Genomic DNA, 26,152 nt, shown 5'->3' on the forward strand with positions numbered 1-26,152 from the left:
CTGCCTGAAGCCGCCGCCCTTGTCCAGAGCGAAGGTGTGTGTTGAGAACGAAGTCGACAGCAGCAAGGATGGATTCATGACAACGGATGGATATGGCGTGTCTTCCTCGGCCTCACGAGCGGAATTTGTGCCGGCTCCGTGGCATCTGACGGGCCGTGGCTATGTCTTTGTTTATCGCTTTTCCCAGGATTTTGTGCGTCAGAGCGGTATGCTTAGGACGCACCTGCAGCCGCATTTCCGCGGTGGCTTTGGGACTCTGATGCTGGTCGACTATTCGAGCGGCGAATGTGGTCCCTATCATGAACTCCTGTTTATTCCCGGGCGGATTCAGTATCAGGGTCGCAAACTGCATTCCATATCGCGCATCTTTGTGTCGTCGATTTCCAGCGTGATCAATGGCCGCCGCAATTGGGGGATTCCCAAGGATCAGGCGGAGTTTCAGGTCGTGCACGAGGCGGACGGCTCCGAGGTTTGGCGGGTGCGATTCCGGGGCATTGAAATTTTTCGAGCGCGGGTCAAGAAAGGTCTGATTCCCTTTCCCGTGCACAGCGCGCTGTCCCCTCATACTTTAATGCAATCCTGGGAAGATCATGTCTACGTCACCGAACTCAGCGCGCGCGGCTGGGGGCGCACGGCCCGGATCATGGAGATCATGGGCGATGGTCAATATTTTCCTGACCTCGGTCAGCAAAGTCCGCTGCTCGGTGTCGCGATTGAAAACTTTCGCATGACCTTTCATGAAGCTTCGGTTGAGCCTGACGCAGGTTAGGCGCTCTGGCCCAGAAGGTAGAGCATGGGACTCGGGTTGTTCCTGTGGCGGACGGTGCCGATCTCCCAGCTGTAATCAGGTGCGGTCAGATCCCGTAGCATGTCCTTCAAATCAGCTTCCGAATAGGTGCGTGCATTCGAGGCCGCGCCATCCCAAGCGATGCAAAGCGGAAGAATCGGAATCACATAGGTGAAAAAAAACTGTCGCCACGTAAAGGGCCTGACGAGCGGGGTGACCAGCAGAACGAGCAGAATGCCCACCGGAAATGCGATCCACCAGAGCGCCTTGGGAGCGGAGTTGTCGCTGATTTCAAAGATGCAAAGTGGCTGCCGCTTTTGAAAGGCATCGGTTAGAATTTTTTTTGCCACAGGTGGCGGCATGTGATGAAAGGAACAGATCATCGTGCGAACGCCTTGCCTCTCAGGCTCCACCTGACCAGCATTCACCGGCTGCAATTCATAATGCAGCCAGCCTTCCCCCTGACCATTGATGACAGCCGCCGCCTCCCTGTTGGGATAAAGATCGGAAAGGGTCACCTGCACGGGCTCCCCATGTTTTTCACGAAGCAGACGCGCCACGGTCGGCATGGCTCCACCGGCGCCGGAGCAGAGATCCAGGATATGATGGGTCCTGTGTATTTGCAGCAGGCGGAGCAGAAGAGGCGCCAGGGCTTCCGGTGTGTGAAACAGGCGATGCACAGTATTCAGATAAATGGTCAGGCACCGCCGGAAATAATCAGGAAACCATGAGAAATCCTCGACTTCAAACAGCTGCATGCGTTTCATGCGAACCTCGCGTTGGAGATGAAGACGATCACGCGGGCTCATGATAGCGAAAAAGATCAGGGTGGGCAATTGATGAAGCCGCAGATTTCCTGGTGCAGTGTATCGCGGTCAGGGACCCTATTCCAGGTGGCCACATAGTGGGCTTCAGGATCCACGAGAAACAGATTGGTGGCATGATGATATTGATAAGGACCTTTTTCCGGAGCGAGATCGACCCCGGCATCGAAGAAGAGAAAGAGTTTTTCCCGTTCCTCGCGCGCTCCTGCATAGCCTTCAAAATTGGCTTCAAAGGAGGCCGCAAAATCCTGGATGCGCTGTGCATCATCATCCGCGGCCACCGAGATGATCACAATACGCAGACTGCTCACATGGCCTTCGGCTGCCATCTGGCGATAAAGGGATGCCAGAGCTCCCATGGTGGTCGGGCAATCCTCCGGACAGCGGCTGTAACCAAAATAAATCAGGGTCCAATGTCCCTTGAGCGCGGCTCGGGTCAAGGGCTTATGGGCACCAGTCAGGCGGAAGTCGGGAAGAGCTCGCGGTTCATAGCGAAAAAGCTGCGACGTATCCCGCTCCGCATAGAGTTTTTGATTGGGTTGCAGGCGCGGCCAGGTCCACCAGAGCGCAAGAAGGCAGAGGCTGCCGGCAATGAACAGCGCCTTGAGGGAAATATCGGCTGGACGGTCACCCGGTGAGGGCATAAGGAGAAGCCTCCGAATCATCCCATGATTTCGGCTGATTCGGAAGCGAACTCAAGGCCGACTGCTCTTTCAGATTGGTAAGGATTGCACCAGAGGCCTTGTGCAGCTGCTGAGCCGCACCTTTTCCCAGATGATGGGTCGCGTCAGATGATCCTTGGCCACAAAGAAAAAGGGCAGATTGCTATCGATGCCTTCAAAGCTTTCAAAACGGTGCAGATGCTTTTCCGGAGCGAACAGAAGGCCGCGCAGGAGCTGTTCGATATCATGATGGCAATCCTCGGGCTTCTTGCCAGCAGGAACCAGCAGCGGACAAAGGGTCTGAATCAAACTCTGGAGGAACGTTTCCTCGCTGGTCGTGAACTGCTCCACCTGAGTTTTAATCAGGGGATAACAGGCGGTCGCCAGCTGATCGAGCGAGATTTCCGCGGCACGGCCGGCACTTTCGATCAAAATCAGACGGGCCAGCTGCGCTGCGGCCAGCAGATAAAATTCCTCCAGTTGGTCCGACCAGCAGGCTTCCAGCGAGGCTTCATCCGGCAGCTGCGGGAGCAGATGATCGCTGTCCTGCAGGGTCAGAGCTTCATCCAGTTGCAGGCGGGGCTGCGTGGTGCTGGGAAACTTGTGCTGCCAGTCGCCGGTATAAGGATCAAAGCGATACTGGTCGAGGAAGAGGGCCCCAAACCAGGCGATCGCACTGAGCGCCTTGCGGGTGTAATCCAGTTCCGCGCGATTCATGGTGTAATGCGTGCCGATCCGGGTCCAGCCGGGTTTGAAACCATTCAGGATGTTCAGAATCAATTCCACATATTTGCCGGAGAGATCGCGTTCGATGCCGAGCAATTCATGGCCAAAGGGACCCGCACAGGCGCAACCCGAGCGTGCCTGCACACCGAAGAAATCATTCAGCAGCACCGCGACAAAGGTGTGATGAAGTTTTCTCTGACCATGACGCACGAGGAAGGAAAAGATCGGATAGCGTTTGCCCGGATCACAGTTGCCGAGTATCTCGAGTTTGGGATGCTGCATGAAGAATTGCAGCATGCTGTCGGTCAGCTGGCTTTCCAAACGATGAATGATGTCCTTGCCGACCCAATCCTTGATCTGAAACGAGAGAGCTGCCTGCCAGGTCTGGCGAATAGCAGGTGTACCGGCGGATTCACGTTCCTCGATGCTGGGATGAAAGTGATATTCCCAGGGCGTTACGGCGGCCACTGTTCCGCCGCCACCAAAGCTGGGATTGCTGCTCATATCATAAAGATGGCGCCTTCCCACAAGGAAACCGATGTTCGCGCCGCCCAGGTTTTTGTGGACGGAGAGGAAGATCGCATCGATCGCATCGCGCTCCATGTTGATATCCGCATAGGGCGCACAGGCCGCATAGTCCACACAGAAGAGAGCCTTGTGCTTATGCAGGACATCGGCGATCTCGCGCAGGTGGCTTTTGATGCCGGTGACATTGGAAGCGGCGGAGAAGGAACCGAGTTTGAGATGATTCGGATATTTGGAGAGCTGCTGATCAAGGTCCTCCAGGTCCACATCATTAGAGCAGGGGCCATCGCGCAGGGCCTTGATGCGGACGAAGGTGCAGAGCGCATCATCCTGCCACGAGACATCATTGGAGTGATGCTCATAGGGTCCAACAAAGACCACGATTTTTTCAGCGAGTGACTTCTTGAGATCGACGCCGATCTGCTCCTGAATCAGCTTCTGTCCTTTGGGCGACAGATAGAGGCCCAGGATTTTCTGAATTTTTTCGATCGCGCCGGTCGCACCATAGCCGGCGGGAACGACAAAACTTTCATCCCCGGCTCCGCAATGGCGGCGAATGATTTCGATCGCTTCATGCAGACGCTGGGTGGAATAACGGCCGGTGGTCGAGGTTTCTGTGTGAGTGTTGGCATAGGTCGTCAAACACTCATTCATGTAGCGTTCGATGAAGGCCAGGCCCTGAGCCGAAGCAGTATAATCCAGGTGCAGCATGGCCCGGAGAGCGGGGCCACTTTGTTCCCCAACGACGCCCTGCCAGAGTCTGGGGCCGGGCAGGAGCGTCAGGCGGCCGATCTTTTGTTCCCGCAAAAACCGCAGCTTGTCCTCCACACTGATGTCAGGTGCGGCGCGCGGTGGACGGCTCTTTGCGCTGACTGGCCGCCAATGCAGGCGCGCCAAATTTGATAAGTTAGGAAAAGCACCGAGATTCTCGGCCTGAAACAGCGTCGGACCTTGCAACATGAAATTCCCCTTCGTATCCTTCGTCATCGAGAGTTTTCTTGCATATTTGCCTCAAAAGATCCACGATCATCCGCGTTTTGCACAAGGAGGCTGTTTGATCATGCGCAATGTGCCCGTCGCCTGTGCCGTCCTGCGTGATGGACCGCTCTACCTGGCTGTCCAACGTTCCCCGGAAATGCGTGACCCGGGGCTTTGGGAGTTTCCAGGCGGTAAAGTGGAACCTGGAGAAAATGTTTTCGACTGCCTGCACCGTGAATTGCAGGAAGAGCTGGGTATCGATGTTCATATCCGTGGTGCATTGCGGGCCCAGGCTGTTCCATTGGGAGAACGCCGCATTCTGCTCTATCCTCTGCTCTGTACCCTGAGCGGTGGGCGCTTTGAATTGAAGGAACATAGTGATGCGCGCTGGCTGACCCTGCCCGAACTCGTTCAGCTGCCGTTTTGTGAGGCGGACCTCGATATTCTCGAGGTCCTGCATCATCCTCTGCTTGAGGAAACGCGCTGGTGGCTCCCACTCTGATCAGGCCTTGGGTTCAGGCTTCCTGTTGCGCTTATCGATGAAGTGCAGCTGATTCTTGTATTTGTTCACCTGCGCTTTCAGACGACGCCAGGCTGCATCGTGGCGCAGAGTTTTCTTATCGGGGCTGCCGCCGAGTTTCGTTTCAAAAGCCTTCATATGCTGTGTGGCTGTTTCAAGGTCGCGTTCCACGAGTGCGCGGGTTCTTGCCATATCAGATCCTCCTGTTTTGCACCGGATTTTTGGGGATTATAGCGGACTCGTCCGCGGGCGGCGAGTTGAAATTTGCAGCGGTTGATTCTCAGGCCGCGAGCTGATTCTGCCGTGATATGGGCAGTTCCACGCAAACGGTGGTATGGGTCTGGTTGAAGTCAAAATAGAGGCGACCGCCATGACTGTCGATGATGCTCATGGCCAGGCTCAGGCCAACTCCACGGCCCTGGCCGACCTCCTTGGTGGTGAAGAAGGGCTGGAAGATTTTATCACGAACGTCCTCCGGCACACCCTGACCGCTATCGATCAGTCGAACACGCAAGGTGTCGGCATCCAGCGTCTGCACCTCGACCCGAAACCACGGCGTTGCGGACTGAAGGGCCGCCTCGCTCGCGTTTTCAATCAGATAAAGGAAGGCCTGGGCCAATTCCACTTCACGGGCTTCGATGGTCGCTTCAAAGGTTTCCGGGAAATCCACCCGGATGCCGCGTGGCGCATAGCGATTGATACTCAGATCGCGGATCCTTTGCAAAAGGCGCCCGAAATGCAAGAGTTTGACTTCCTCGGTGGAGGGGTTGCTGGCTATGGTTTCCAAATCCGTCACCGCTTCCTGAATACGGAAGATCGTTTTTTCAATACTGTTCAGGATCATCTCGACCTCGGACTGATCGCAGTTCAAGGTGCTGACGAATTTACGAAGCTGCCCGGCGCGACCCACGAGGATGGCGAGCGGATTGTTGATTTCATGAGCAATGCCACCGGCCATCTCACCCAGAGCGGCGATCCGGCGATCGTTGAAGGATTTCGCGATCTGCTCTTCGAGCTGCGTTTTGCGAAGTTGAAGCTCCCGTTCGAGGTTCTTGTTCAGGCTGGCCAGATTATTTTTGGCGACCAGAGCTTCACGGTGTTCGATCTGCACCTGACGGAGATAGATGAGGAACATATTCTCAAGCTCATCGAAGTCGCTCGCCACATGTCGTTTCACTTCGAAAAAGGTTTCCCTGTCGAGGATGTTTTGCACCTGGAACGCGCTGAGCCTTTTTTTCAAGGCGCGCAGCGGTCGGACGAGCTGCAGATGACTGTTCACGTATAGCGCGCAGCCGAGCACCAGCAGGGCGGACAGCCCAAAGAAGCTGATCAAATGCGCCGAGGTCATCCATTGATAGCGATCAAGCCATTGGAAGAGCAGGGTAAAAAAGGTGGAGATCACCAGGAAAATGACCAGTGTACGCGCTGTATAGCGCGCGCCGAGGCTGGTTTGTTGGCGCCACTTCATTACATGAACCCTCATCCAGAAGGATTATCGGCTTCGCGGAATGAAGATTAAGCCTGAGGAGACCGTCCTTACATGGAAATATGTAGATTAGACCTGGCTGAGGAACTTCCTGAGGGACGTCATCACGTTCCAGGGGATTTCGTGCCCGCCGGGAAAGTGAACAAATTCAAGCTCATACTCGTACTGCTTGAAAAGGCGAGCCAGGTCCTCCGAGGCGTCAAACGGCAGAATAGGGTCGCCCTGTCCATGAGATTGGAAAACTTTTATTCCTGCAAGACGGGCCAGCTGCGGTTCCCAGCGCGGCATGGCGACCAGGCTTCCGGAGAGCTGGACGAGGGCCGCCGGTTTTTCGGGACTGTGGAGGCTTACATCCAGACTGACCATGGCGCCCTGGCTAAAACCGCCCAATACCACGGTCTTATGAGTTTTTTGCACAGTCCCCAGGAGTTCCTGAATGGCTTCGCTGGCCCGTGTCAGCCCCTCCGGGACGCGATCGGCGAAGGGACGGCGGTTGCCCGTTTGAAGTGAGGCCTGCAACGCCACCATATCGATAGGAAACCAGGCGCGGCCTTCCACATGCGGGCCGATAGCCACCGGCAGGATGCCGTTCGGGAAGTACCAATCATAGTTTTCCTCGGGATCGAGTTCCACGGCAAGGGAGGCGAGATCACGGAAGTCAGCGCCATAACCGTGCAGAAGGATCACGGCCTTTTGATTGCCGGGTTTTTCGGTCACGATACAATCGAGTCCTGCCAGTTTTTTTACTTGGAAATTGCGCATAGGTACCTCCCTTGGGATCTCACTTAGCCTGGATCTTACAAAATTACAAGTCAAGTTCCAGGCGAATGGGTCGAAATTGCTTTTGAAAATCAACCTGCGGTGAGATGAATGTTCATAGAAAAACCTTACAAAATTGCCTTGATTGATGATGATCCTCTGATTCTTTCGCTGATGAAACAGATCGTCAGTAAGGAAAAGGATGTGCTTGTCATGCCTTTCCAGGATCCTCAGGAAGCCCTGGCTGAGATCAGGAATCAGAAGATACGTCTGGTCTTTGTCGATATCAATATGCCCCAAATGTTTGGGGATGACCTTTTGCGGGCCTGCATGAATATGAATCAAGGGATTCAGGTTTATGTGGTGACCGGCGTCGAAAGCATGCTCATTGTGGAGCGTTGCTTCAGCGTCGGGGCTCGCGATGTCCTGCGCAAGCCCTTGCATATACCTGATCTGCAGGCCGCGTTGCGGGAAGGCATCGAACACATTGAACGCTGGAATGATCGCATCGGCCGCTCGCTGCGCAAGCTGGCCTAGGATTCAGAGCCTCGGTTTCAACACCATGGTTTCAATCAAATCTGCGGACGGCATGCGGGATTGCAGATCCCAGCTGGTGCCTTCTTCAAAATTATCGCTGAGGTCGGTGACCAGCATGATCTTGAGCCGGTTGCTGCCGAAGGCTTTCACGCGTGCGGCCTGAAATCCATAAAAGCGGCGGAGCTGGGGATAGATCGCTTTATAGAGGCTTTCCTTGCCGGAAAAAATCAGGGTCAGGGCTTCTTCCCTTGAAATCTTTTGGGCGTCCCGGACCCCCTCGAGTTCATCGAGATCGCAGCAGATGTGTTTGATCAGCTGGGGCGTGGCTTCCGCGATCACGCGCTCGATATCGATGCCGATGGATTCGATTTGTGTCGCCCGTCCCACCACAGCGGTGGCGAGGCGGTCCGTATGGGAGATGGATCCCACCAGTTCCGCGGGCCAGATCGGGGCGCGGTCTTCACCGGTTGGGATCAGGGGAGGGGCCTCATAGCCGAGGTTTTCCATGCAGGCCTTGGCGCAGAGCCGGCCGCAGAGGAATTCGATTTGCCGTTTCTTGACGGCGTAACGGAGGTTGGAGGGCAGCTCCAAACCTTCAACGAGGAAATGGTCGGCCTGGAGCTGGTCCAGATTGAAGCTGAGCGTCCACTGAAAAGCCCCATGAGGAAGCTTATTCGCGCTCATGGGGACTTGGTTGCGTATGGTCATAGGTACCCGAGTGTTGGTTGACTCCAGGACGTTATAGCCGGATTTCCGGGTTTTGTCCATGGTCGGCTCATGGGCTAAAAGCAGAAGCCCCTGCGGGGCAGGGGCTTGGTCGTCTTTGGTTATTCCGGGAATGTGTACCGGATACTCACCTTCTTATTATCCTCCGGGTCAAATCCAAGGGTGATTTTAGCGCCTTCCCTCGTGTAATCGGTGGTGAAGGCTCCGTCATAATAAACTTCGAAGGTTCCCTTTTCGGGGTCAGGGATGCCATTCACTGTGAAGGACTTAAACTGGACTTTGTATTTATATGTCACGATGAAATCAGTCTTCTCTGTTATAGGACAATTCGCGACGAGTTCATTCGTCACTTCATCAATCTTCAAAGTGTCGCCAAAAACACATTTGCCTTCCATCATCTGAATATTCAGAGTGCCGACTTCAGGCTTGCCGTCCAGAGAGAAGCGACGTTCACCTTCAGGCGCTTCATACACGAGAGTTAGAACTTTGCCGGCCTCAAAGGCTGCCTTATCAATGGTGATGGTGTTATTGACCAGATCCACCGTGTGTTTGACGGGAGTCGTCCCATCGAGGAGGCGGAAATTTATCGATCCAGCTGCAATGGACACCGAATAGGTAAGGATTTGTTCCACAACCGTTGTATAGCTGACATCAATCTTCTGGCCGTCCGCAGGAATCTGGTTGAGTACCACCTGATTCGCAGCGGCATTGAAGACAAAATCAGTCGTGGCAACATTGTTGACCACCACTTTGAGAGTCCCGGCCAAGGGAACAGACGCCAGCTTCACGCGATCAATCAGTGGCGTGTTTTGACGATAATCGACGCTTATCTTGGCATTGGCTGCGGGTTGCGTGGCAAACGTAACCACGCGGCCGGTAACTGTGAATGCTCCTGGTGCGAGTTGCGCTCCATCGACTTTCACAGAGACTGTATTGGCCGCAGGATCCTCTTTCAAAGTTACGCTTTTAAACAACGGCTTGGCACCGAGTTTGTAGGTTGCGTTGATTGTGCTGCCATTGGCCGGTTCCTTGCCGGCTGCAAATTTCAAAGTTTTCTCTGTCAGTGTGTAGTCGCCTGGATTGACCGGGGTCTCCACACCTCCAGATGTGATACTGACACTCAAGGTGCCGGCATCAGGCTTATTCGACAATTCAAACGCGCTGTCGAGTTGCAGCGCGATGTTGTTTGAAATGCGAGTCAGGGTTGTCGCGTAGCTGGCATCGCAAATGTTTCCATAATTGTCGCCAGGCGTGGAGCCGGTGTTGAAGAGACGAATATACTGAGGAGCCGCGTTGCCAGCCGTTTGGCAGGCAGCTATGCTTGGCGCGACGATACCGTAAAAACCGGCGTTTTTGCCAACTGTTCTTCCCAGTGTGTTTTGCACGTAATTAATCAGATAAGATTCGTTGCTCCAAGGCAGGTTACCGCAACCGTTGCCATTGCTACAGTTATCTTCATCGCTGACAATTAAAACTGCGACAGTCGACATGGGGCGAACCACCGTTTTGCCAGGACAACGCAACCCGACGACAGCCTGACGAATGCCCTGCTCATTGCCGTTGCCTGAGACGCCGGCCTGCACAGCTCTGGCGAAATCTGCAGCAGCTGTGGCGTCGCCTTTTCTGATCAAGGTTGAAACGCAGAGTTCCTTGCCTTCAGAATTGGCATTATTCATGTTCACGCCAGCCGGTACGACTGGACTTGTGTTAATAACGCTCACCTGCCAGTCGGCATCTTTGATCGCGACGAGAAGATCATCAAGCTTTGACGAAAGATTGGCCTGTTCCTCTTGCATGGAACCCGAGTTGTCAATGACGACAAGGATATCCACCAGCCCTTTCTTCCCGGCTTGCGTGAATTTGTCCGTTTTGGTTTCACCCGGAGTGCCCTGAGTAAAAGGCTCAGTTTGTATGAGACGCGTATTCTGGGTGAAGTTATCAGTTTTTTCTTCTCTCTTATCCTTGAGAGTCACCGTCGTGGAAACATCCTTGAGATCCAGGGTGAACCGGGTTTCAGCATCCTTCAGGATACTGGTCGGAAAGGCAGAAAATAGAGAATCCGGGACTTCTTTCAAAATCGGTGGGACGTCAAGGATCGACGTTCCAATCGGCGTCGTCGTCACTCCGCTATCCTGTAGCGGCACTTCCGGTATCTCCGGCGTCGCATCCTCGCTGGCTGGCTCCGCTGGGTCCTCCGTCACGGTCTGCGCGGACGTACTTCGAAAGCTTGAGTTGCTACAGGCGGTGTGAAACGCCAAAACACCCAAACTCAAAACAACACTTTTATGTAAGACCTTGGCACCCCAAAACTTCATGACCAGACTCCCCAATTAATCCAGGCCCCAAATCCTAGCCGAATTTTGCCAACGTTCGCCTGCTTGCATGACGATTAACCCCACAGAAAATATGGCGAAAGCCTTGTCCTCAGCAAAATCTCTAAGACCCATTTACGGGTGAAACGGTTTCTAGCCCACTGTATCGGCATTTTGCACACAATCTTGAGAAATAATTTCAAGAAGGAGAGTTTCGCTGTCCTTCCGATAAGTTGCTGCAACCATTATGCCTTGACGGAAAGATTGATGACGCAGGCCATGGGATGCATTAACCTAATTAAAAAGGAAAAGGGTGAAGGCATGAAGAAACAGCTGCTTGTCGCGATGGCTTCGGCAGGATTTTGTTTGGCAAGTCCCTGCTACGCGAACTGGACCTTGAATCTTGGTTATCATAATCCTATGAACGCCCATATAGGCGTGAATTTCCTGTACTGGGGCAGTCAGTGGAATTTTGAAGCCGGAATCGGATGGGTGCAGGTTGATTCGGGTGCCGATGACGAAGATGAAATTGTAAGTGAAGACGACGAGACCAAGGAAGACGAAAACCTGGACCTGGCCATGGCCGGGGATTTGAACGTGAAGTATCGATTCAGCACCGGCGCGATCACCCCCTATGTCCAGGTCGGAATCGGGGCCTGGACGGCGGCGGCGGTCGGGGATGATCCCGATGCCAATGCCGATCTCGGCGGCCCTTTCGCGGGCCTGGGACTTATGCTCGGAAAACCGAATTTTCATGTCTATGCGGCTTACAATGTCGATAAGTCTGAACACGGTCACTTTCAGGCCGGACTCGGTTTTGATATCTGATCACGAGCGGAGCCGCCATGCGCATCGGTTATCTCGTTCCGGAATTTCCGGGCCAAACCCATATTTTCTTCTGGCGTGAGATCTGCGTGCTCCGCAAGCTGGAGGTGGACCTCCTCCTGCTTTCGACCCGGAGACCGAGACGACTCAGCCGGCATGATTTCGGCCCCAAGGCGCAGGCGGAAACCCGTTATATTTTCCCACCCCGTATTTTCAAAGCCCTGCTTTATCTCGTCGGCCGACCCCTGCTCACGCTGCGTATGCTGCACTATATCAGCCGCCTTGAAGACGCGACCTGGAAGAACCGTTTGCGGCTCTTTGGGCTGATGATCTGCGCCGCGGACCTTCTGCTCCTGGCCCAGGCGGAAAAACTTGGACATATTCATGGGCACAGCTGCGCGGACGTCGCGCATCTTCTGGCTCTGGCCAATCAGAGCGGTGATCTGCCCTACAGTGTGACTCTTCATGGGGATCTGCCGGTCTATGGCGGTGATCATCGTTACAAATTCGAAAAGGCCAGGTTTGTGGCCTGCGTGACCTATGCCCTCCAGGAACAGGTGAACACAGTCTGTGGTATCGATAAAATGCGTCTGCCTGTCATCCGCATGGGCGTGGATGTGGAAAAATTCCAGCCAGGACCCACCCGTCCGGGACAGGCGGGCATCCTTCAGATGATTACCGTCGCCCGGCTGGCCGAATGCAAGGGGCATGTCTATGCGATCCGCGCTCTCCGACAGGTCCTGGATCAGGGACTGAATGCCACCTACACCATCGTGGGTGATGGCGAGGAACGTCCCAACCTGGAAAAGGAAGTGGAGCGTCTGAATCTGCAGGCCCATGTGCGCATGCTGGGAACGGCCGGGGAACATGAAGTCCTCCAGTATCTGCACGAGGCCGATTGCTTTGTCCTGCCCAGCGTTGGCTTTGGTGAAGCCGCTCCGGTTTCCGTTATGGAAGCCATGGCCTGTCAGCTCCCCGTGATTGCCTCCATCATTGGCGGCACCCCGGAGATGATCGAGCCTGGCATCAATGGAATCCTTGTGGAACAAAAGGATGTGGCCGGTCTCGCTCAGGCCATGCTGAAAATCGGTGCGGATTGTGACCTTCGTATCGCCCTGTCCCAGGCCGCACGCCAGACCGCCGTCACGCAATTTTCCGCGGAATACTTTGCAACCGAACTTCACAAGGCGATCCTCGCCAAAGGCTGAATATGAAACCGCTGCGTATTCTGATTCTGAGTGAGCAGAACAACCCGGATTGGATCAGCGTCCCGCTCGTGGGTTACCGCCATGCGGAGGCCCTGGCTCGTCAGCACAAGGTGCATCTTGTGACCCATGTGCGGAACAAGCCGGCCCATGAAAAGAAGCGGGAACCCTTCGCGGAAATCACCTATATCGATCTCGGCTGGATCGATACATTCTACGAGTGGATGTTTGAGAAGATCTTCAATAGTGATTTCGGCAGCCAGGCGCTCACTGCCGTTCGCGTGCCGTTTTACATCATCTTTGAATGGCTGGCCTGGCGTCAGCTGCAGGACCTTGTGCAGCGGCAGAACTATGACTGCGTTCTGCGCCTGACGCCGGTGGCTCCCGTGCTGCCCAGTCCCTGGGCCCGCTGGACCAGGTCGGCCAACGTACCCTTTGTGATTGGACCCATCAACGGGGGCCTGCCTTTTCCTGCCGGCTATGAGCAGGCTCAAAAGCAAAAGGAATGGATTTCCAATCTCAGAAAGCTGTATCGGCTGATGCCCTATGCGCGCTCCACCTATCGCGAGGCGCGCGCAATCATCGCCGGCTCCTCGCAGACCTGCTCGGAATTTTCCGCGTATCAGGACAAGGTCTTCTTCCTTCCTGAGAATGGAATCACACCCAATATGATCCAGCAGCGTCGGGTCTTGGTCGATACCAGTCGCCCTCTCCAATTGCTCTTTGCCGGGCGGCTTGTGCCCTTCAAGGCCTGTGATCTGGCCATCAAAGGTTCAGCGCAGCTCCTGCTGTCCGGTCGGGCTCATCTGACGATCGTAGGAGATGGCAGCGAGCGTGAAGCTTTGGAGGAACTCGTTCGCAAGCTTGGCCTCACGGCGTGCGTGACCTTTACCGGCATGCTGAGTCATCCGGTGACGCTGCAGCATTTCGCCAAAGCGGATGTGCTGGTGTTTCCTTCCATTCGGGAATTCGGCGGTGGTGTGGTGTTTGAGGCACTGGCAACCGGGGCTGTGCCCATGGTCTCCGATTACGGTGGACCCGGTGATATCGTGCATGAAGGAATCGGCTTTAAGATTCCATTGAACAATGAAACGGCTGCGGTGGAATTTATCCAAAAGACCCTGGACGAGCTGGATAAGGATCGCGCACGGCTGCTGGAGTTGAGCCGCAATGGTCAGGCTTTTGCGCGTGAGGCCCTGACCTGGGATGGCAAGGCAGGGCTCACGAGCCAAATCCTATATTGGGTTCTTGGTCAGGGCGAAAAACCCCGGCTCCAACCTTCCCGTTGAATAACTCTAGCCTGCTTTCTGACTTGGAATATAGGGCGCATGATGGAAGGGGCTGTCCTCCAGATTCAGATGCGGTGCACTGATGGTGGTCTCCTCCATAGGCATGCGGGTGGTGCTTTCAAAACTGGTTTTAACTTCACGCGTTTCCACGATGTCACGTGCATTGTGATCCATTTCCAACTTGCGCTGCATGATGGCCTCTTCCAGCTCCCGAATCTCCTGACCCAGCTTTTCATTTTTGCGTTCCAGCCGATCGATCTTGCGGCCGGCATCATCGAGTATGGTGGCCACGTTGATTTTGGCTGAAATAAGCGTCTTCTGCACGATGGCGATGACCATTTCCTTCTTGTTGTCCGGCAGCTCCCGCATCAGCTTGATGGCATCCTCAATTCCATAATTGGGAGCCGGGCGCGCGGCCGCCGGCGGCATGGGCATCGGGGCCTGGGGAGCGATGACCTGCGGGGGCGCGACAGGCCGCGGGGGAGTGACCGGTACGGCCTGGAATGAGGCTTCCAGATCCAGAACATCCTTTTCATAAGGATTTTTGCGACTGAAAAGACCCATAGGCAAGACTCCTTCGTGTGACCCGGTGCGTCCCGAGCAATTATTATTTTTTGACAAGCTTTTGTTTTTTACTTTTCGTCTTGCACCAAGGGGGTCTGAAAGGGCCTGTCCAACGTTTTGAAATATATGGCGAAAAAGATTTTGTTAAAAATTTTCAGGACACAGCCCGGAGCAGCCGATAAAGCCCTGATCCTGAAAGGAGCGAACAGGCGTCATGTTGCAAGGAATGTTGGGACCTTATCAGCTGCTGGAACCGGTCGGGGAAGGTTCCCTGGGACGGGTCTACAAGGCCGTCGATACCCGGCAGCAAAAGCTGGTCGCGGTCAAGGTCCTGCACGATCGTCTGCGGCAGGATCCGACTTTTACCGGTGTCTTCCATCGTGAACTCATGATGCAGCAACGCGTGTCCCATCCGCATCTCGTGCGCTATCTGGATGGCTGTTACAATCCGCCGGTCTTCTATATGGTCACGCAATGGATCGATGGCTGGACGCTGCGACATATCCTGCGGTATTTCGGGCGCCTGCCGCCTCTGGTGAGCCTTTGCATAGCCTGGCAGTTTGCGCAGGGTCTGGACGGGCTGCATCTGCATGATCTGGTTCATGCCGATCTTTCCGCTTCGAATATCATGATTGAACGCAGCGGCCGGGTGTTCCTGGCTGACTTTAGCCTGGTGCTGGATTCGGCCCTGGATTCCTATAAGAACATGATCATTGGCACACCAGGCTATTATTCGCCCGAGCATCTGAGTGCCGAAGCGGTTGTGGCCGCGTCCGATATTTATGTGATGGGTCTTTTGATTTTTGAAATGGTCGAGGGGCAAAAGATTATCCCCGAACTCGATGCCAGGACCAAACGCCTCGAAGTGATCCAGGCCATGCGCAACCTGCGAGGCGGTATTGTCAAATGCACGGATGAGCATCTGCGCCTGGGTATCAATCAGATACTGAGGCAGACCCTGGAACCGCTTTTGACCCGTCGATTGAACAGTATTGAAAAAGCCTCCAGCACTCTCAAGCATCTTCTCCTGAAATTTGGTATTCAGGATCCTTATGGTGCCGTTCGTCAATTTCTGAAGGACGGTCAATTCCAGACTACGGAATCGCAAAAACATCGGGATCAGGATATCTATCAGGGTTACAAGCCTTATTCGATCGAGGATATCCAGCTCCTGGCCAAAGGAAGTTGAGCGCACGATGCTGAAACTGAACCGGAAGACCTTGAAAAGCGGGCTGAAGAATGGAGTGATCTTTCTCGCTCTCGTTTACGCCGTCGAATACTGGCAGTCGCGGAACATGACAAAAGGGGAACTCCCTGAGCCTCTGCGCCATGTGTCATTGCCCACCCTGAAGGGCACCACACGGAGTCTTTGGAATCCTGAGAAATTGACGGTGGTCTATGTGTTTGCACCCTGGTGCGGCGTATGTCGGGCCAGTGGCAGCAATATCGATCGTCTGCCGCAGGATTTTCATAAGACGGCCCTGGCTTTAAGCTGGGATCAGATCGCTGCGGTGGATGACTTTGTTCGGGAGACCGGTCTTCAGGTTCCGGTCCTGATGGGGAAGGAGCGGGAGGAAGAGGCGCTTCGTATCGGGGCCTATCCCTCCTATCTGATCATCGATACGCAAGGGCGCATCGTCAAGGCCTGGAGTGGCTATACCACCACCGCCGGCCTTTGGTTTAAGAGTTACTGGGCTCGGCTTGTGGCAGCTCGCGAATAAAGCGCTTCACGTGACGCGCCACCACACGGGGCGCTTCCATCTGCGGAGCATGCCCGACATCCTTCAGCACCACAAAACGCGAACCCTTCATCAGCGTGTGACCCTTGGCTCCATAAGCCACGGGGAAGAGCTGGTCGCGCTCGCCCCAGATGATAAGAGCCGGTTTGTCGATCCGATCCAGATTCTTGTTCATAAAGAGGTCGGAAAGATTCGGATCCGTGCGGTCGGTGAAACCGCCGAAGTTTCTTTGCACAAGCTCGCCATACCAGTCGTGATTCTGGCGGAAGCGATGGAAGATAAATTCCTTGCCAAAGGGAGGCAAAAGCGGCTGCCGATGGAAAACCTTGGCCCAGAATGCCTCAAACTCCTCGAGGGTTTTGACCTGGAAAATATTCCTGCCGCGCATGATCTCATCATAGAGCGACTCATGGTCTGGATCGATCAGGCCCGCTGCGTTCAGCAGGGTGACGGACTTCACCACATCGGGACGGACCAGAGCGAGTTTGAGGGCCATGGCACCGCCGAGCGAATTGCCCATCACATGCACCGGACCCATGCCGGTTTTGGTGACGAACTCATCAAGCCAACGCCCATAGGAATGAGTATCATAGGCCAGCTCAGGATTGGCAAAGCTTTGACCAAAACCTGGCAGATCGATGGCCATGACATTAAAGTCGTTGAACAGGTGCATGGCGAGCGAGTAGACGCTGTCCTTGCTATCCGCGAAGCCGTGCAGGAAGAGGATGGTTTCACGATTGGGTTTGTTCGTGGTCCAGTAGTGAACGATACCGTCGCTCAGTTCCACCTCACGCAGTTCAGCGCCAATCACTCGACGCGCTGCCTTGATGCACGCATGATAAAGGGATTCCCCGGCCCTGACTTTGGCTTCGAAGGTGGAATCCTGCAAGCTGCTTCTCAGTTTACTCAGATCGGACCAGTCGATATCGAGGGCCCGTGCCTTCTGGATGAGGGTATTGCCTTCAAAGAATTTCAACATTGGTTCTGCCCTTGTGTGGATATTGATTTGGTTTTACCAGACCAGTGCGTTTTGTACCATCCCATTGTGAAAGCACTGCACCTGCGCCTTAAGATAAAGCAAATCCTGATCCATCGCTTGAGGGAACGATTGCGGGGACTTCAAAAGGACGTCCCCAGGCTCATCGTAGCGAACGACTTCATCATTTTCAATATTCCAAGTCAAAATACGATCTTCCCCGACCAGAACAAAGCGCGGGGTATCCCGTAGAACGATGCCTGGCCGGCTGATGTCCTGCAGAAGGCTGCTGCCAAAGCGGCTATAAGCGGGGGCCTTGACTCCCAGAGCATCCAGAACGGTCGGCAGGATATCCATATGCTGCACCGGGCGTTCAAGGTTGTTCAACGGCAAAGGCTGATCATTCATGATAAAGATCAGAGGCACACGATAGCGGCCGTGAGGGGTTTCATACTCGGGAAACTCGGATTTCTGGGTGTGATCTGCCGTGAAAATGAACAGCGTGTCGGTGAACCATGGTTGCTTCTGCGCGCTTTCGTAAAACTTTTGCAGAGCAAGGTCGGTGTATCCCAGGCTTTCGTGAATTTCGAGTTTGCCCTTGGGAAAACGATCCCTGTGCTGCGGCGGGATCGTATAGGGATGATGCGAACTCAGGGTGAACACACTGGCAAAGAATGGCCGCTGATCATCACCCATCCTTTGCACGGCATACTGCAGGAAGGGTTCATCAAATATCCCCCACTTGCCGTCATGATCCTTGCGCTCCGGATATTCACGCTCGCCGATATACTGTTCGAATCCGAAGCGATCGGCCATCACGTCGAAAAACATGGTGCCGTTTTCTCCGCCATGGAAAAACTGAGTGCGCATCCCCTGGTTGCGCAGGATGGCCGGATAACCCTGCACGCGGTTGGTTTGATAGGGTGAGGTGATAAACGCCGACTCCATCCAGGCCGGAATCCCGGCAAGGATCGCCGGCAGCGCATCGATCGACCGCCGACCGTTGGCATAGGCATTCGGGAAGGAAGTGCCTTTGGCCGCCAGGCTCTTCAGAAAAGGTGCATAGCTGGGATGACCCTCGGGTGGGAAAACATATTCCTTGGCGAAACTTTCCAGGATCACCAGGACGACATTTTTCGGCTGCTGGGGCAGGGGCGTCACCGGCCCCTGATTGTGCGTGGCGACAAGGTCGCGGGCCACGGCATCCGGCATGAAGTTCAAAGGAGCAATGATCGCTTCATCCGATGATTTCAGCAGAGTAAAGGAACTGTTCAGAATCAGAATACCGAGTGAACCCGTTTCCCCGGCATAGGCTTGAGCGGGAATGATCGGCTTATGCTGCCAGCCGCCGCGTCCCCCGAGAGCGGATAGAGCCAAAAGCAGCAGGGTTCCCACAGCCAGGGAAATTTTGGAATCCCGGCCGCTGCGCCGCAAATTTTTCAAGGAAAACCAAGTCAGACCCGCGGTGATGGCCAGCATGAGCAGCGTGTAATACCAATAATAAACAGCGACCTGACCGGCCTGAGCCAGGAGGTCCTGGCCGATGGCAAAGGAATCCCGCGTAAAGCGTTTGCCGGTGAAACGATAGTATTCCACGTCGACGATATTCACGGCCAAAAACCAGCCGTTGATCAGACCAAAGCCCCAGGCCACAATTTTTTCCTGCCCACGCGCCCATTTCTGCGGGAGTGGCACAAGATAAAGGAGAAAGAGGACCGCGTTGGTCAGCACGATGGCGGCAAGGTCGAAGCGGGCTCCTTGCACGAAGGCCAGGGCCAGCATGCTCCCATCCATCTCGCGAAACTGGCTGGAGTTCACCATCCAAAAGAGGAAGCGGATCGATTCATAAAGGGCGAGCAGAACCAAAGTCTGAATGCAGAGACGGCGTAAAGTTTGCAAAGAGTTCCCCCAAATGCGACGCGTTCGCGCGACTGGGGAAGAATGCTAGCGCAATCCCTGGCGCTCTTCAAGTCAACGGCCAAAAGCTGCGTGATTTCGCACTCAGGCACGCACTTGAAAGCGTTCCTTGCAGCTCCCCTGGCGTTTCGGTATGCTCGAAGGATTAAGATTCATGGAGTCAATTATGCGGTCAGGTCTTGCCATTCTTGGTGTCAGTGCTTTGCTTCTCTGCGGTTTCCGCATCAAATCGGGTGAAAAGGATTACGAGGATTTTAAACCCCATATGCGTGCGGTTTATTCCTCGCTCGTGACCATATTCCCTCTGACCCTGAATACGAAGAATTTCACAAGCAAGGACAACAGCAAGGCGATTCAGGATAATCTTAATCTGATTGCGCAGCACGCGAAAGAGATCAATACGCTTGCCGCCAAGGATGAAAAAGGCCATGCGTATCTCAGTCTGCAACTTGAGCGGAATGCGCGTCAGGCCGCCTTGAAATATAAGGACGGCATGCATGATCAGGCGCATTTCTTCCTTGAAGAAGTTTACGACACCTGCCTGAGCTGTCACACCAGCCGCAGCAGCAGCGCCGACTCAGCCTTTACCATGGATCTGACCGGTAATTTGAATATGGAGGCCATGGGGACTTTCGGCAAGGCCAGGTTCCTGGCGTTAAGCCGGCAATTCGATCGCGCTCTGGATGAGTATGAGCGCATACTGAAAGGCCGTGAACTCAGTCTGGAAGAACTCCTGCATTTCGATCCTTTGGCTGATTACCTGGTGCTGGCTGTGCGCGTCAAGGGTGATGCCACGCGGCCTTTGGCGACCTTTGCGGAACTGCTCAAGCGGCCTCTGCCAGGGCCGGTGAAGCATGACCTGGAAGCCTGGCAAAAGACGCTGAAGCAGGTGAAAGCGCGTCCGAAAAAACAGAGCGACCTGCAATTCGCTCGCAGTCTGATCAAGGATGTGAATCGTGATCGCCAGGGCCTTGTGAATTATATCTTTGCTTCGAAGTATCTGAAGGATCATTTGAAGAAGGTGAACCTCAGCGCCGCCGACAAAGCGGAAACCTACTATCAGCTCGGCATCTGCGAGCTCAGCATCGGGGAATCTCTTCTGTCGGGAGAATCGGGGATGTACCTGGAGGAATCGATCCGTCTTGCGCCCAAGGCACCCTTCGCCAGACGCGCCTATGAGCTGTATGAGGAGTCGGTAACCCTGGGATACACCGGCAGCTCGGGGATCCATCTGCCGCCGGAGGAGAAAGCGCGCCTCGACGAATTGCGCAAGCTGGTCTTCTGAAACCCTCGCCCAGGCGGGCCCGCATGGTGCCCGCGATCTGTCTTGAGCACGATGGACTTGAGTGTTCCTACCTGAAGAGTATGCTGAAGCCTGAGGCGCTATCGCGCCAGGCCTGTGAGAAGGGTGCCGTGATAGTGAACACAGGGCAGAACCGCCGTGTCCGGCATAAGGATGGTTCCGGGAGACAGAACAGCGTTACAGCCCGTTTGGGCGCGGTCACCGATCAGCGAACCGAGTTTACGGAGCCCTGATTTGACCCGGCCCTGTTCTGTGGGATGCTGAACCTTGACCTCATCGCCTTTCAATTTTAAATTGGCTAGCTTTGTGCCGGCGCCGAGGTTGATGTCGTATCCCAGGATGGAATCCCCGATGTAGGCAAAGTGTCCGGCTTTGGCGTGATCGAAGAAAATGGAGCCTTTGACTTCGGTGGTATGCCCCACGACCGCTTTGGGGCCAATGTAAGCGCTGCCGCGAATGAACGCGCCGTGTCGCACTTCAGCACCAGGAGCGATAAAGGTGGGACCCTGGATGTAAGTAAAGGGGCCCACTTCCGCACCCTCGGCGACATAGACCGCTCCTTCGAGCACAGCCTGTGGCGATACGCGTCCTTTGACCACCGGACGATCGGTCACCTCGTGATCACGCAGCATGGCTTCAATCAGCGCGGTGAGCGGTTTTCCAAGCAGTTGAAAAACATCGCTGACTGCAAATTGGGAGCCTCGATAAATTTTATCGAGATCGAAAAGAAGTCTGGGATTTATCGATTCCGCCATGATGGGCTCCTGCATGAGAGGGAAATTATTGCCTCAAGAAAACTGCCTACGTGCCGAAGCGAGCCTTAGGGTAACAGCATCCAGCTGGGATGGAGAAAGGTCAAGACTTTATGTTTGACGTGAATCATTTCAAAAAGGCGGTTAAGGACTGGATTCGGGTGAATCCTCAGGGGACGCTGGTCGACCTGCGCGATTACTGCGATGAAATCGTTCCACCGCAAAGCTATGCCGCCAATCAGTGGCTGATTGACCAGACTCTGTCCTGGTACCGTCATGTTCTGGAACGTCGTGAAATGGAATCGAGCGGCGCCGCCGAAGAGGGTGACGACGATTGATATTGAACTGCTCTGAAGGGCAGCAAAAAGCCAAAGGGCCTGCGAAAAGCAGGCCCTTGATCGTTTAAGTGAAATATTTTTCGGACTCGATGGTTCAGCTGTGTTTGAAGGTGGATTCCTTCACCTGTTGAAATTCCGATTCGGGGATGACGTCGAGAACCTCGAGATCATCAAAGCCCAGATCTTCAATCCAGTGCACGTTACGCATTTCAGGCAGGGGCGAAACCACGCTCGTACCATCCTCGCGTTCATAATACTCAAAAGCTTCCAAAATTTTCCCGTCCTTGGTCAGCTGGTAGTAGTGATAACCATCACCATTCACCAGGCGGCCATCGCGGGAATCCCCAGTCCAGTATTCTTTGGCAAACATGACGTCAAAATTCGCTTCACTGTGGTGCTGCATGATTTGCCCTCCGATTGCTGCCAATCTCTGCCTTCCCTGCACATCTTTCGGCAAAAAACGCGCAAGGTTGAGGCCTTCCTGCAGTCTGGCGGAAAGCGCCTTGAATTCAATATCTTAGCGGAGCCAATGGCCGAACCGATTGAACCGGATCGTGGGCCAGAAACTGTCTGAATCCTCGTTGTACCAACTCCAGAGTACAAACAGAGCCTTGCCCCGGACATAGGTGTAGGGCACGAAACCCCAGCTGCGGGAGTCGGTGGAGTTATCACGGTTATCACCCATTACAAACAGGGCATTTTCCGGAACCACTTTGTCCTCGCCGTCGGCTGGAAACTTGCGGCTGATATCATAGAAGGGACTGGTCGTCCTGTCCTGCATCACCCAGTGTTCCAGGCCGCCCAGATTTTCCTTGAAAAGGTCCTTCTGGTCGGGATTGTTGGTGATGTCTTCCAGGATGCCGCGATCGTTGTTGGCATTGACCCGTTCCTGCGCCTCACCATTGATATAAAGGATGTTGTTTTCCACCTTGATATGATCGCCAGGAAGACCCACAACACGTTTTACATAATCGATATCCGTGTTCTGGGGGTATTTGAATACGATGATGTCGCCGCGCTGGGGTGTGCCCCAGGTGATCAGCGAGATATCCGTGAAGGGAACTTTCAGATCATAGGATAGCTTGAAAGCCAGCAGGCGATCACCGACCTTGATGGTGGGCTCCATGGATGCCGTTGGGACGTGGTAAGGCGAAGCGACAGACCACCGGAATGCAAAAATAGCCAGGACTAGGATGAGCAGTTGGCGCAAATTCTCCGGGCTCCAAAACCCGGGTTTGGTCTGAGGCTTTACATTTTCCGCCATAAAATTCCTGATTCCTCATAAAAGGTCTTTGCTGATAATCACGTGTTGGGCTTGGACAAGCCTGGATATCACTTTTACCCCAGGATGCCTCACTTGTCATGAAAGAATCCTGAGAGTTTCTGCCTACCTCCGGATTTCAGAAGGGGCGGCCGCCGACCGATAGAAGTCCCATGTGAGTCGGGAGGACCGTGATGAAGGCCCTGTATCTGACAATGATTCTGGGACTGTGGAGCGCAAGTGCCGAAGCTTATACGGCGAATAAAGTCGCTTTTGAGTTTCTGCAAAATGGCCAGTATCGGGTGACGGTCAATTACACCGTTCCCGAACTGAAAGAATTTCGCGAGTCCTACGTGATTTTTTCCAAAAAGAAGGAGGCCGAGGCCTTCTACTGGAAGCTGGTCCGCGGTGCGGATTTTTATCCGGACGATCCCAAGCTGGTGCGCTTCATCCCGCCCAAAACCAAACCCACACCCTGGTAAGCGGTTTCAGAGTTTTCTCACCGACTGCAAAGCATGGCTCGAAACCGTGGCTCCGAGCCGGCTGATCACATCGCTGGCCATTTCCGCTGCCATGCGACCGCAAACATCCAGCGGCTTGCCCTGAACCATACCGTAGAGGAAACCGGCGGCAAACATATCACCGGCGGCCGTGGTGTCGATCACCTGGGTCGGGACGGGCTTGATCGCGATGCGCTGATCACCGTGTCCGATCAGAGCGCCGTCGGCACCGAGTTTAATGGCGGCAATGGCGCCCGCATCGGTGATGAAGTTGGCGGCTGTTTCCGGAGTGGAATCGAAGAGCAGACGGGTCTCTTCACGGTTGCTAAAGACGATATCTGCATATTCTTTGATAACCTCAAGGAACGCATCACGGTTGGCCCGTACGACGAAGGGATCCGCGAGATCGAAGGAGATCATGGTGTCATTCGCTTTGGCGATATCGAGCGCACGGCGAATGGCTTTGATCTGGCTGGGATTGGCCCACTGATAACCGGCAAAATGGAAAATTTTCGCCTGGGCAATGTCCTGCTCGGGCACGATGGTTTCATCGAACAGGCAGCTGGCCCCAAGGTTGGTGTTCATCGTGCGTTCGCCGTCAGGCGTGACCAGGATAAAGCAGATCCCGGTATGCGCTTCCACATGCTGCAGTTTTCCACGGATACCGATTTCACCGAGGCGCTTGTCGATCAGCTCACCATAGGCGTCCCGTCCAACCGAGCCCGCAAAGCTGGTTTTTGCTCCGAGCGCAGCGAGGGTGCGGATCGCATTCATGGAGGAACCACCGAGTTCCACCGTCTGCTGTTTCTCCGCGAAATGCTCGATCACTTTCAACTGCTTCGCGTCATCGACAAGATGCATGATGCCTTTGTTGAGGGAAAGATTTTCAATATCGCGGTCATCCGCTTGTACGAGAATATCGACAAGGGCATTGCAAATGGAAACGACGTCGAGGCTCTTCACGCAAGTACTCCTATGACTTTATGGAAGAGCCTAATATGGACCAGGGACGGGGAATGTTCAATGAGGATCAGGCTTGCTGTGAGGTTTGCCGTACGGAGAGGGATTCAAAATGACGCAAGTTGGCGTATGCAGCCTCCTGCTTCAGCAGTTTGGCCTGCAGAGTTTCGATGTCCTTGATACTGGCAAAGACGGTTTGTACATATTTCTTGTGACAGAGGTGGCTAATCGCAAGGGCGGCAAATACGGGAACAAAAGCCGTTTCTGCCAGCATAAAACCGGTGCCGACGCTGAAGGCAAGGGCCATCGTCAGACCCAGGGCCTGGTTGCGGCGCTTGGACCAGAATCCGGTTTCGCTCTGATAGGACGCCACCGCAAAGAAATAGAAAATCAGACCACTCAACGGTCCTACGGCCAATTGCCAGGCGCGTGAGGGCAGAGCTTCGGCGAGAACTTCCAGACCCACCAGCAGTCCAAAGGCCCAGTAGGCGTAAATATTTTGCCGACGCAGGATGGCTTCCTGATGATGGCAGCCATCAGGCAGCTTCAGTCGCGTCCACATCCACAGGCTGAGGGTGACGAGGACTGCGCAGGTGGCCGCATCGATCTGAGGTAATGCCATGACTGCCCCATTCATTTAACCATGTTTGGATATGGTTGAATTATAATCGGGTTTTGGAACTCTGTCACGAGCAAGCTTACGAGCTGCTTGTGGCTCTAGCCGGCGAGCTTGTTTTTCTGGGTCTTCGACTTGCGGCGCACATTGTTCAGTACCACAAAGCCTTTCAGAAGCGAAGCACAGACGGCTTTGCTCTGAAGCCGAATAGGCATGAGCATTGCGAATTGCGTACTGGCGTTCGGATCGGATGCGCAGTTGATGGCCAGGGTATGGGCGTCACACTTCGCAAGTTTCTCCATGGTCGTCTGGAGGTCCTGCGGCAGGCTCGCTTTGGTTCGGCCTTCGATCAAAAGGCCGACATAGGAACCATCGGCAACGAGATGAATACTGTCGCAGCTTTGCAAAAGTTCGGACAAAGCCTGCACAAAACTGAGCATGATGCCGGTGCGATCCCAGCTGAATCCATACTGGGTGCTGCAATTCTTCACAAAGGCTTCGGCTGCCGCGCGATCCTGGATCGCCTGGGAACGCAGCACGCTGCCCCAGGCAAGACAATCCTTCAGATCAAAGGCTTCCGTACCGTTGCAGGCCATTGAAATCAAGCGGAAGAAATAGCTGGTCACCAAAGGATCAGCAGGATCAAGCCATACAGTGATATGGGCTGGATCTGGCTGCGTGCAGATCAGTTCCGCTTTCAGATCTTCGCTCTGCTGCTGATAAATACGAGCGAGAAGATGCTGATCGGTCATCTGCTGAGTTTCATCCACCTTGCCCACGGTGCCCGAGGTGGCGAAGAGCAGATGATGCATCTGCTCGGTGTTCTCATCCAGGCGGCGGACCAGTTCCGATTGCAGGGAACTGGCGAAGCGATCTTCCATCGACGCCTGCAGGCAAACGATGGTTTGGCGAAGGGCTTCCTTGAATTGAATCAGCCCTTCAAAGCGCTTCTTTTTTGGTTTTTCGTCCGACATATACCGCCAAGACTTGTTGGGACACTCCTCTTAACTCTTCTGATATCGGCGGTCTAGGAAGGAAGTTAAGTTTCAACGGCGATTTCCCTGA

General features: G+C 54.4%; 28 protein-coding genes. 11 read left to right on the forward strand and 17 right to left on the reverse strand.

Features of this window, described 5'->3' with window-relative positions:
- The first annotated feature begins 76 nt into the window (after nucleotides 1-76).
- The gene (locus tag OLTU_RS08160) at nucleotides 77-769 is read left to right on the forward strand and encodes an acetoacetate decarboxylase family protein (RefSeq protein WP_176736436.1); all 693 of its coding nucleotides are present in this window, start codon (nucleotides 77-79) and stop codon (nucleotides 767-769) included.
- Here OLTU_RS08160 and OLTU_RS08165 read toward each other — a convergent pair.
- The 3 genes from OLTU_RS08165 to OLTU_RS08175 are packed head-to-tail and all read right to left on the reverse strand — an operon-like array spanning nucleotide 766 to nucleotide 4,511.
- Complete coding sequence (locus OLTU_RS08165; protein ID WP_218109917.1) at nucleotides 766-1,596, reverse strand: hypothetical protein; 831 nt, start codon at nucleotides 1,594-1,596, stop codon at nucleotides 766-768. The two genes, OLTU_RS08160 and OLTU_RS08165, sit on opposite strands and share 4 nt — an antisense overlap.
- Before the next feature lie 14 nt (nucleotides 1,597-1,610).
- Nucleotides 1,611-2,276, reverse strand: coding sequence for an SCO family protein (locus OLTU_RS08170; protein WP_141732264.1), 666 nt, complete (start codon nucleotides 2,274-2,276; stop codon nucleotides 1,611-1,613).
- A 48-nt stretch (nucleotides 2,277-2,324) separates the two neighbouring features.
- The gene (locus OLTU_RS08175) at nucleotides 2,325-4,511 is read right to left on the reverse strand and encodes an aminotransferase class V-fold PLP-dependent enzyme (protein ID WP_141732265.1); all 2,187 of its coding nucleotides are present in this window, start codon (nucleotides 4,509-4,511) and stop codon (nucleotides 2,325-2,327) included.
- A 73-nt stretch (nucleotides 4,512-4,584) separates the two neighbouring features.
- On the opposite strand from OLTU_RS08175, the gene OLTU_RS08180 reads away from it, so the two are divergent.
- A complete protein-coding gene (locus tag OLTU_RS08180) occupies nucleotides 4,585-5,004 on the forward strand; it encodes a (deoxy)nucleoside triphosphate pyrophosphohydrolase (RefSeq protein WP_176736439.1) in 420 nt (139 codons plus the stop codon).
- On the opposite strand, the gene OLTU_RS08185 is transcribed toward OLTU_RS08180, so the two are convergent.
- The 3 genes from OLTU_RS08185 to OLTU_RS08195 all read right to left on the reverse strand — a co-directional run bounded on the left by OLTU_RS08185 (nucleotide 5,005) and on the right by OLTU_RS08195 (nucleotide 7,270).
- Complete coding sequence (locus OLTU_RS08185) at nucleotides 5,005-5,214, reverse strand: hypothetical protein (protein ID WP_141732267.1); 210 nt, start codon at nucleotides 5,212-5,214, stop codon at nucleotides 5,005-5,007.
- Between the two features lie 88 nt (nucleotides 5,215-5,302).
- On the reverse strand, nucleotides 5,303-6,490 hold the full coding sequence (locus OLTU_RS08190; RefSeq protein WP_176736440.1) for a sensor histidine kinase: 1,188 nt from the start codon (nucleotides 6,488-6,490) through the stop codon (nucleotides 5,303-5,305).
- 87 nt (nucleotides 6,491-6,577) lie between these two features.
- On the reverse strand, nucleotides 6,578-7,270 hold the full coding sequence (locus OLTU_RS08195) for an alpha/beta hydrolase (protein ID WP_141732269.1): 693 nt from the start codon (nucleotides 7,268-7,270) through the stop codon (nucleotides 6,578-6,580).
- Between the two features lie 108 nt (nucleotides 7,271-7,378).
- Between OLTU_RS08195 and OLTU_RS08200 the strand changes: the two genes are divergently transcribed.
- Entirely contained in the window at nucleotides 7,379-7,804 is a 426-nt protein-coding gene (locus OLTU_RS08200) for a response regulator (RefSeq protein WP_141732270.1), read from the forward strand.
- A gap of 3 nt (nucleotides 7,805-7,807) precedes the next feature.
- Here OLTU_RS08200 and OLTU_RS08205 read toward each other — a convergent pair whose 3' ends face one another.
- Nucleotides 7,808-8,488, reverse strand: coding sequence for a 4'-phosphopantetheinyl transferase family protein (locus tag OLTU_RS08205; RefSeq protein ID WP_218109918.1), 681 nt, complete (start codon nucleotides 8,486-8,488; stop codon nucleotides 7,808-7,810).
- Between the two features lie 143 nt (nucleotides 8,489-8,631).
- On the reverse strand, nucleotides 8,632-10,845 hold the full coding sequence (locus tag OLTU_RS08210; RefSeq protein ID WP_141732272.1) for a hypothetical protein: 2,214 nt from the start codon (nucleotides 10,843-10,845) through the stop codon (nucleotides 8,632-8,634).
- 318 nt (nucleotides 10,846-11,163) lie between these two features.
- On the opposite strand from OLTU_RS08210, the gene OLTU_RS08215 reads away from it, so the two are divergent.
- The 3 genes from OLTU_RS08215 to OLTU_RS08225 are packed head-to-tail and all read left to right on the forward strand — an operon-like array spanning nucleotide 11,164 to nucleotide 14,161.
- Nucleotides 11,164-11,670, forward strand: a complete 507-nt coding sequence (locus tag OLTU_RS08215; protein WP_141732273.1) for a hypothetical protein — start codon at nucleotides 11,164-11,166, stop codon at nucleotides 11,668-11,670.
- Between the two features lie 17 nt (nucleotides 11,671-11,687).
- Complete coding sequence (locus OLTU_RS08220) at nucleotides 11,688-12,875, forward strand: glycosyltransferase (protein ID WP_141732274.1); 1,188 nt, start codon at nucleotides 11,688-11,690, stop codon at nucleotides 12,873-12,875.
- Nucleotides 12,876-12,877: 2 nt separating this feature from the next.
- Nucleotides 12,878-14,161 carry a glycosyltransferase family 4 protein gene (locus OLTU_RS08225; protein ID WP_141732275.1) on the forward strand — a complete coding sequence of 428 codons (1,284 nt, stop codon included), beginning with the start codon at nucleotides 12,878-12,880 and terminating at the stop codon, nucleotides 14,159-14,161.
- Nucleotides 14,162-14,167: 6 nt separating this feature from the next.
- Here OLTU_RS08225 and OLTU_RS08230 read toward each other — a convergent pair whose 3' ends face one another.
- A complete protein-coding gene (locus OLTU_RS08230; RefSeq protein ID WP_141732276.1) occupies nucleotides 14,168-14,725 on the reverse strand; it encodes a hypothetical protein in 558 nt (185 codons plus the stop codon).
- A 214-nt stretch (nucleotides 14,726-14,939) separates the two neighbouring features.
- Here OLTU_RS08230 and OLTU_RS08235 point away from each other — a divergent pair, with 214 nt between their 5' ends.
- Together OLTU_RS08235 and OLTU_RS08240 are read left to right on the forward strand one after the other, a co-directional pair.
- Complete coding sequence (locus tag OLTU_RS08235; protein WP_141732277.1) at nucleotides 14,940-15,914, forward strand: serine/threonine protein kinase; 975 nt, start codon at nucleotides 14,940-14,942, stop codon at nucleotides 15,912-15,914.
- 7 nt (nucleotides 15,915-15,921) lie between these two features.
- Nucleotides 15,922-16,446: a TlpA family protein disulfide reductase gene (locus tag OLTU_RS08240; protein ID WP_141732278.1), complete on the forward strand. Its 525-nt coding sequence runs from the start codon at nucleotides 15,922-15,924 to the stop codon at nucleotides 16,444-16,446.
- Here OLTU_RS08240 and OLTU_RS08245 read toward each other — a convergent pair.
- Complete coding sequence (locus OLTU_RS08245) at nucleotides 16,406-17,443, reverse strand: alpha/beta fold hydrolase (RefSeq protein ID WP_141732279.1); 1,038 nt, start codon at nucleotides 17,441-17,443, stop codon at nucleotides 16,406-16,408. The genes OLTU_RS08240 and OLTU_RS08245 overlap by 41 nt on opposite strands.
- A gap of 33 nt (nucleotides 17,444-17,476) precedes the next feature.
- Nucleotides 17,477-19,339, reverse strand: a complete 1,863-nt coding sequence (locus OLTU_RS08250; RefSeq protein WP_141732280.1) for an LTA synthase family protein — start codon at nucleotides 19,337-19,339, stop codon at nucleotides 17,477-17,479.
- Between the two features lie 184 nt (nucleotides 19,340-19,523).
- Between OLTU_RS08250 and OLTU_RS08255 the strand changes: the two genes are divergently transcribed.
- Entirely contained in the window at nucleotides 19,524-20,642 is a 1,119-nt protein-coding gene (locus OLTU_RS08255; RefSeq protein ID WP_141732281.1) for a hypothetical protein, read from the forward strand.
- A 98-nt stretch (nucleotides 20,643-20,740) separates the two neighbouring features.
- Here OLTU_RS08255 and OLTU_RS08260 read toward each other — a convergent pair whose 3' ends face one another.
- On the reverse strand, nucleotides 20,741-21,415 hold the full coding sequence (locus tag OLTU_RS08260) for an LbetaH domain-containing protein (protein WP_141732282.1): 675 nt from the start codon (nucleotides 21,413-21,415) through the stop codon (nucleotides 20,741-20,743).
- An 89-nt stretch (nucleotides 21,416-21,504) separates the two neighbouring features.
- Between OLTU_RS08260 and OLTU_RS08265 the strand changes: the two genes are divergently transcribed.
- Nucleotides 21,505-21,750, forward strand: a complete 246-nt coding sequence (locus tag OLTU_RS08265) for a hypothetical protein (RefSeq protein WP_218109919.1) — start codon at nucleotides 21,505-21,507, stop codon at nucleotides 21,748-21,750.
- A gap of 94 nt (nucleotides 21,751-21,844) precedes the next feature.
- On the opposite strand, the gene OLTU_RS08270 is transcribed toward OLTU_RS08265, so the two are convergent.
- Both OLTU_RS08270 and lepB read right to left on the reverse strand, forming a co-directional pair.
- Nucleotides 21,845-22,153 (reverse strand): hypothetical protein, encoded by a 309-nt coding sequence (locus OLTU_RS08270; protein WP_141732284.1) that lies wholly within the window; start codon nucleotides 22,151-22,153, stop codon nucleotides 21,845-21,847.
- Between the two features lie 114 nt (nucleotides 22,154-22,267).
- Entirely contained in the window at nucleotides 22,268-23,014 is a 747-nt protein-coding gene (gene lepB, locus OLTU_RS08275; RefSeq protein WP_141732285.1) for a signal peptidase I, read from the reverse strand.
- A gap of 188 nt (nucleotides 23,015-23,202) precedes the next feature.
- Between lepB and OLTU_RS08280 the strand changes: the two genes are divergently transcribed.
- The gene (locus OLTU_RS08280) at nucleotides 23,203-23,493 is read left to right on the forward strand and encodes a hypothetical protein (protein ID WP_218109920.1); all 291 of its coding nucleotides are present in this window, start codon (nucleotides 23,203-23,205) and stop codon (nucleotides 23,491-23,493) included.
- A gap of 6 nt (nucleotides 23,494-23,499) precedes the next feature.
- Here the strand turns inward: OLTU_RS08280 and OLTU_RS08285 are convergent, their stop codons facing one another.
- From OLTU_RS08285 to OLTU_RS08295, 3 genes are all read right to left on the reverse strand, one after another.
- Nucleotides 23,500-24,474, reverse strand: coding sequence for an adenosine kinase (locus OLTU_RS08285; RefSeq protein WP_141732287.1), 975 nt, complete (start codon nucleotides 24,472-24,474; stop codon nucleotides 23,500-23,502).
- A 67-nt stretch (nucleotides 24,475-24,541) separates the two neighbouring features.
- On the reverse strand, nucleotides 24,542-25,093 hold the full coding sequence (locus OLTU_RS08290) for a hypothetical protein (protein WP_141732288.1): 552 nt from the start codon (nucleotides 25,091-25,093) through the stop codon (nucleotides 24,542-24,544).
- A gap of 95 nt (nucleotides 25,094-25,188) precedes the next feature.
- The gene (locus tag OLTU_RS08295; protein ID WP_141732289.1) at nucleotides 25,189-26,061 is read right to left on the reverse strand and encodes a hypothetical protein; all 873 of its coding nucleotides are present in this window, start codon (nucleotides 26,059-26,061) and stop codon (nucleotides 25,189-25,191) included.
- Between the last annotated feature and the right edge of the window lie 91 nt (nucleotides 26,062-26,152).

This window comes from Oligoflexus tunisiensis, assembly GCF_001748245.1.
Lineage (GTDB): Bacteria > Bdellovibrionota_B > Oligoflexia > Oligoflexales > Oligoflexaceae > Oligoflexus > Oligoflexus tunisiensis.

Coding starts and splice junctions, on each gene's coding strand:
- OLTU_RS08160 (WP_176736436.1), top strand. CDS start 77: ATGACAACGGATGGATATGGCGTGTCTTCCTCGGCCTCACGAGCGGAA.
- OLTU_RS08165 (WP_218109917.1), bottom strand. CDS start 1,596: ATGAGCCCGCGTGATCGTCTTCATCTCCAACGCGAGGTTCGCATGAAA.
- OLTU_RS08170 (WP_141732264.1), bottom strand. CDS start 2,276: ATGATTCGGAGGCTTCTCCTTATGCCCTCACCGGGTGACCGTCCAGCC.
- OLTU_RS08175 (WP_141732265.1), bottom strand. CDS start 4,511: ATGACGAAGGATACGAAGGGGAATTTCATGTTGCAAGGTCCGACGCTG.
- OLTU_RS08180 (WP_176736439.1), top strand. CDS start 4,585: ATGCGCAATGTGCCCGTCGCCTGTGCCGTCCTGCGTGATGGACCGCTC.
- OLTU_RS08185 (WP_141732267.1), bottom strand. CDS start 5,214: ATGGCAAGAACCCGCGCACTCGTGGAACGCGACCTTGAAACAGCCACA.
- OLTU_RS08190 (WP_176736440.1), bottom strand. CDS start 6,490: ATGAAGTGGCGCCAACAAACCAGCCTCGGCGCGCGCTATACAGCGCGT.
- OLTU_RS08195 (WP_141732269.1), bottom strand. CDS start 7,270: ATGCGCAATTTCCAAGTAAAAAAACTGGCAGGACTCGATTGTATCGTG.
- OLTU_RS08200 (WP_141732270.1), top strand. CDS start 7,379: ATGTTCATAGAAAAACCTTACAAAATTGCCTTGATTGATGATGATCCT.
- OLTU_RS08205 (WP_218109918.1), bottom strand. CDS start 8,488: ATGAGCGCGAATAAGCTTCCTCATGGGGCTTTTCAGTGGACGCTCAGC.
- OLTU_RS08210 (WP_141732272.1), bottom strand. CDS start 10,845: ATGAAGTTTTGGGGTGCCAAGGTCTTACATAAAAGTGTTGTTTTGAGT.
- OLTU_RS08215 (WP_141732273.1), top strand. CDS start 11,164: ATGAAGAAACAGCTGCTTGTCGCGATGGCTTCGGCAGGATTTTGTTTG.
- OLTU_RS08220 (WP_141732274.1), top strand. CDS start 11,688: ATGCGCATCGGTTATCTCGTTCCGGAATTTCCGGGCCAAACCCATATT.
- OLTU_RS08225 (WP_141732275.1), top strand. CDS start 12,878: ATGAAACCGCTGCGTATTCTGATTCTGAGTGAGCAGAACAACCCGGAT.
- OLTU_RS08230 (WP_141732276.1), bottom strand. CDS start 14,725: ATGGGTCTTTTCAGTCGCAAAAATCCTTATGAAAAGGATGTTCTGGAT.
- OLTU_RS08235 (WP_141732277.1), top strand. CDS start 14,940: ATGTTGCAAGGAATGTTGGGACCTTATCAGCTGCTGGAACCGGTCGGG.
- OLTU_RS08240 (WP_141732278.1), top strand. CDS start 15,922: ATGCTGAAACTGAACCGGAAGACCTTGAAAAGCGGGCTGAAGAATGGA.
- OLTU_RS08245 (WP_141732279.1), bottom strand. CDS start 17,443: ATGTTGAAATTCTTTGAAGGCAATACCCTCATCCAGAAGGCACGGGCC.
- OLTU_RS08255 (WP_141732281.1), top strand. CDS start 19,524: ATGCGGTCAGGTCTTGCCATTCTTGGTGTCAGTGCTTTGCTTCTCTGC.
- OLTU_RS08260 (WP_141732282.1), bottom strand. CDS start 21,415: ATGGCGGAATCGATAAATCCCAGACTTCTTTTCGATCTCGATAAAATT.
- OLTU_RS08265 (WP_218109919.1), top strand. CDS start 21,505: ATGGAGAAAGGTCAAGACTTTATGTTTGACGTGAATCATTTCAAAAAG.
- OLTU_RS08270 (WP_141732284.1), bottom strand. CDS start 22,153: ATGCAGCACCACAGTGAAGCGAATTTTGACGTCATGTTTGCCAAAGAA.
- lepB (WP_141732285.1), bottom strand. CDS start 23,014: ATGGCGGAAAATGTAAAGCCTCAGACCAAACCCGGGTTTTGGAGCCCG.
- OLTU_RS08290 (WP_141732288.1), bottom strand. CDS start 25,093: ATGGCATTACCTCAGATCGATGCGGCCACCTGCGCAGTCCTCGTCACC.
- OLTU_RS08295 (WP_141732289.1), bottom strand. CDS start 26,061: ATGTCGGACGAAAAACCAAAAAAGAAGCGCTTTGAAGGGCTGATTCAA.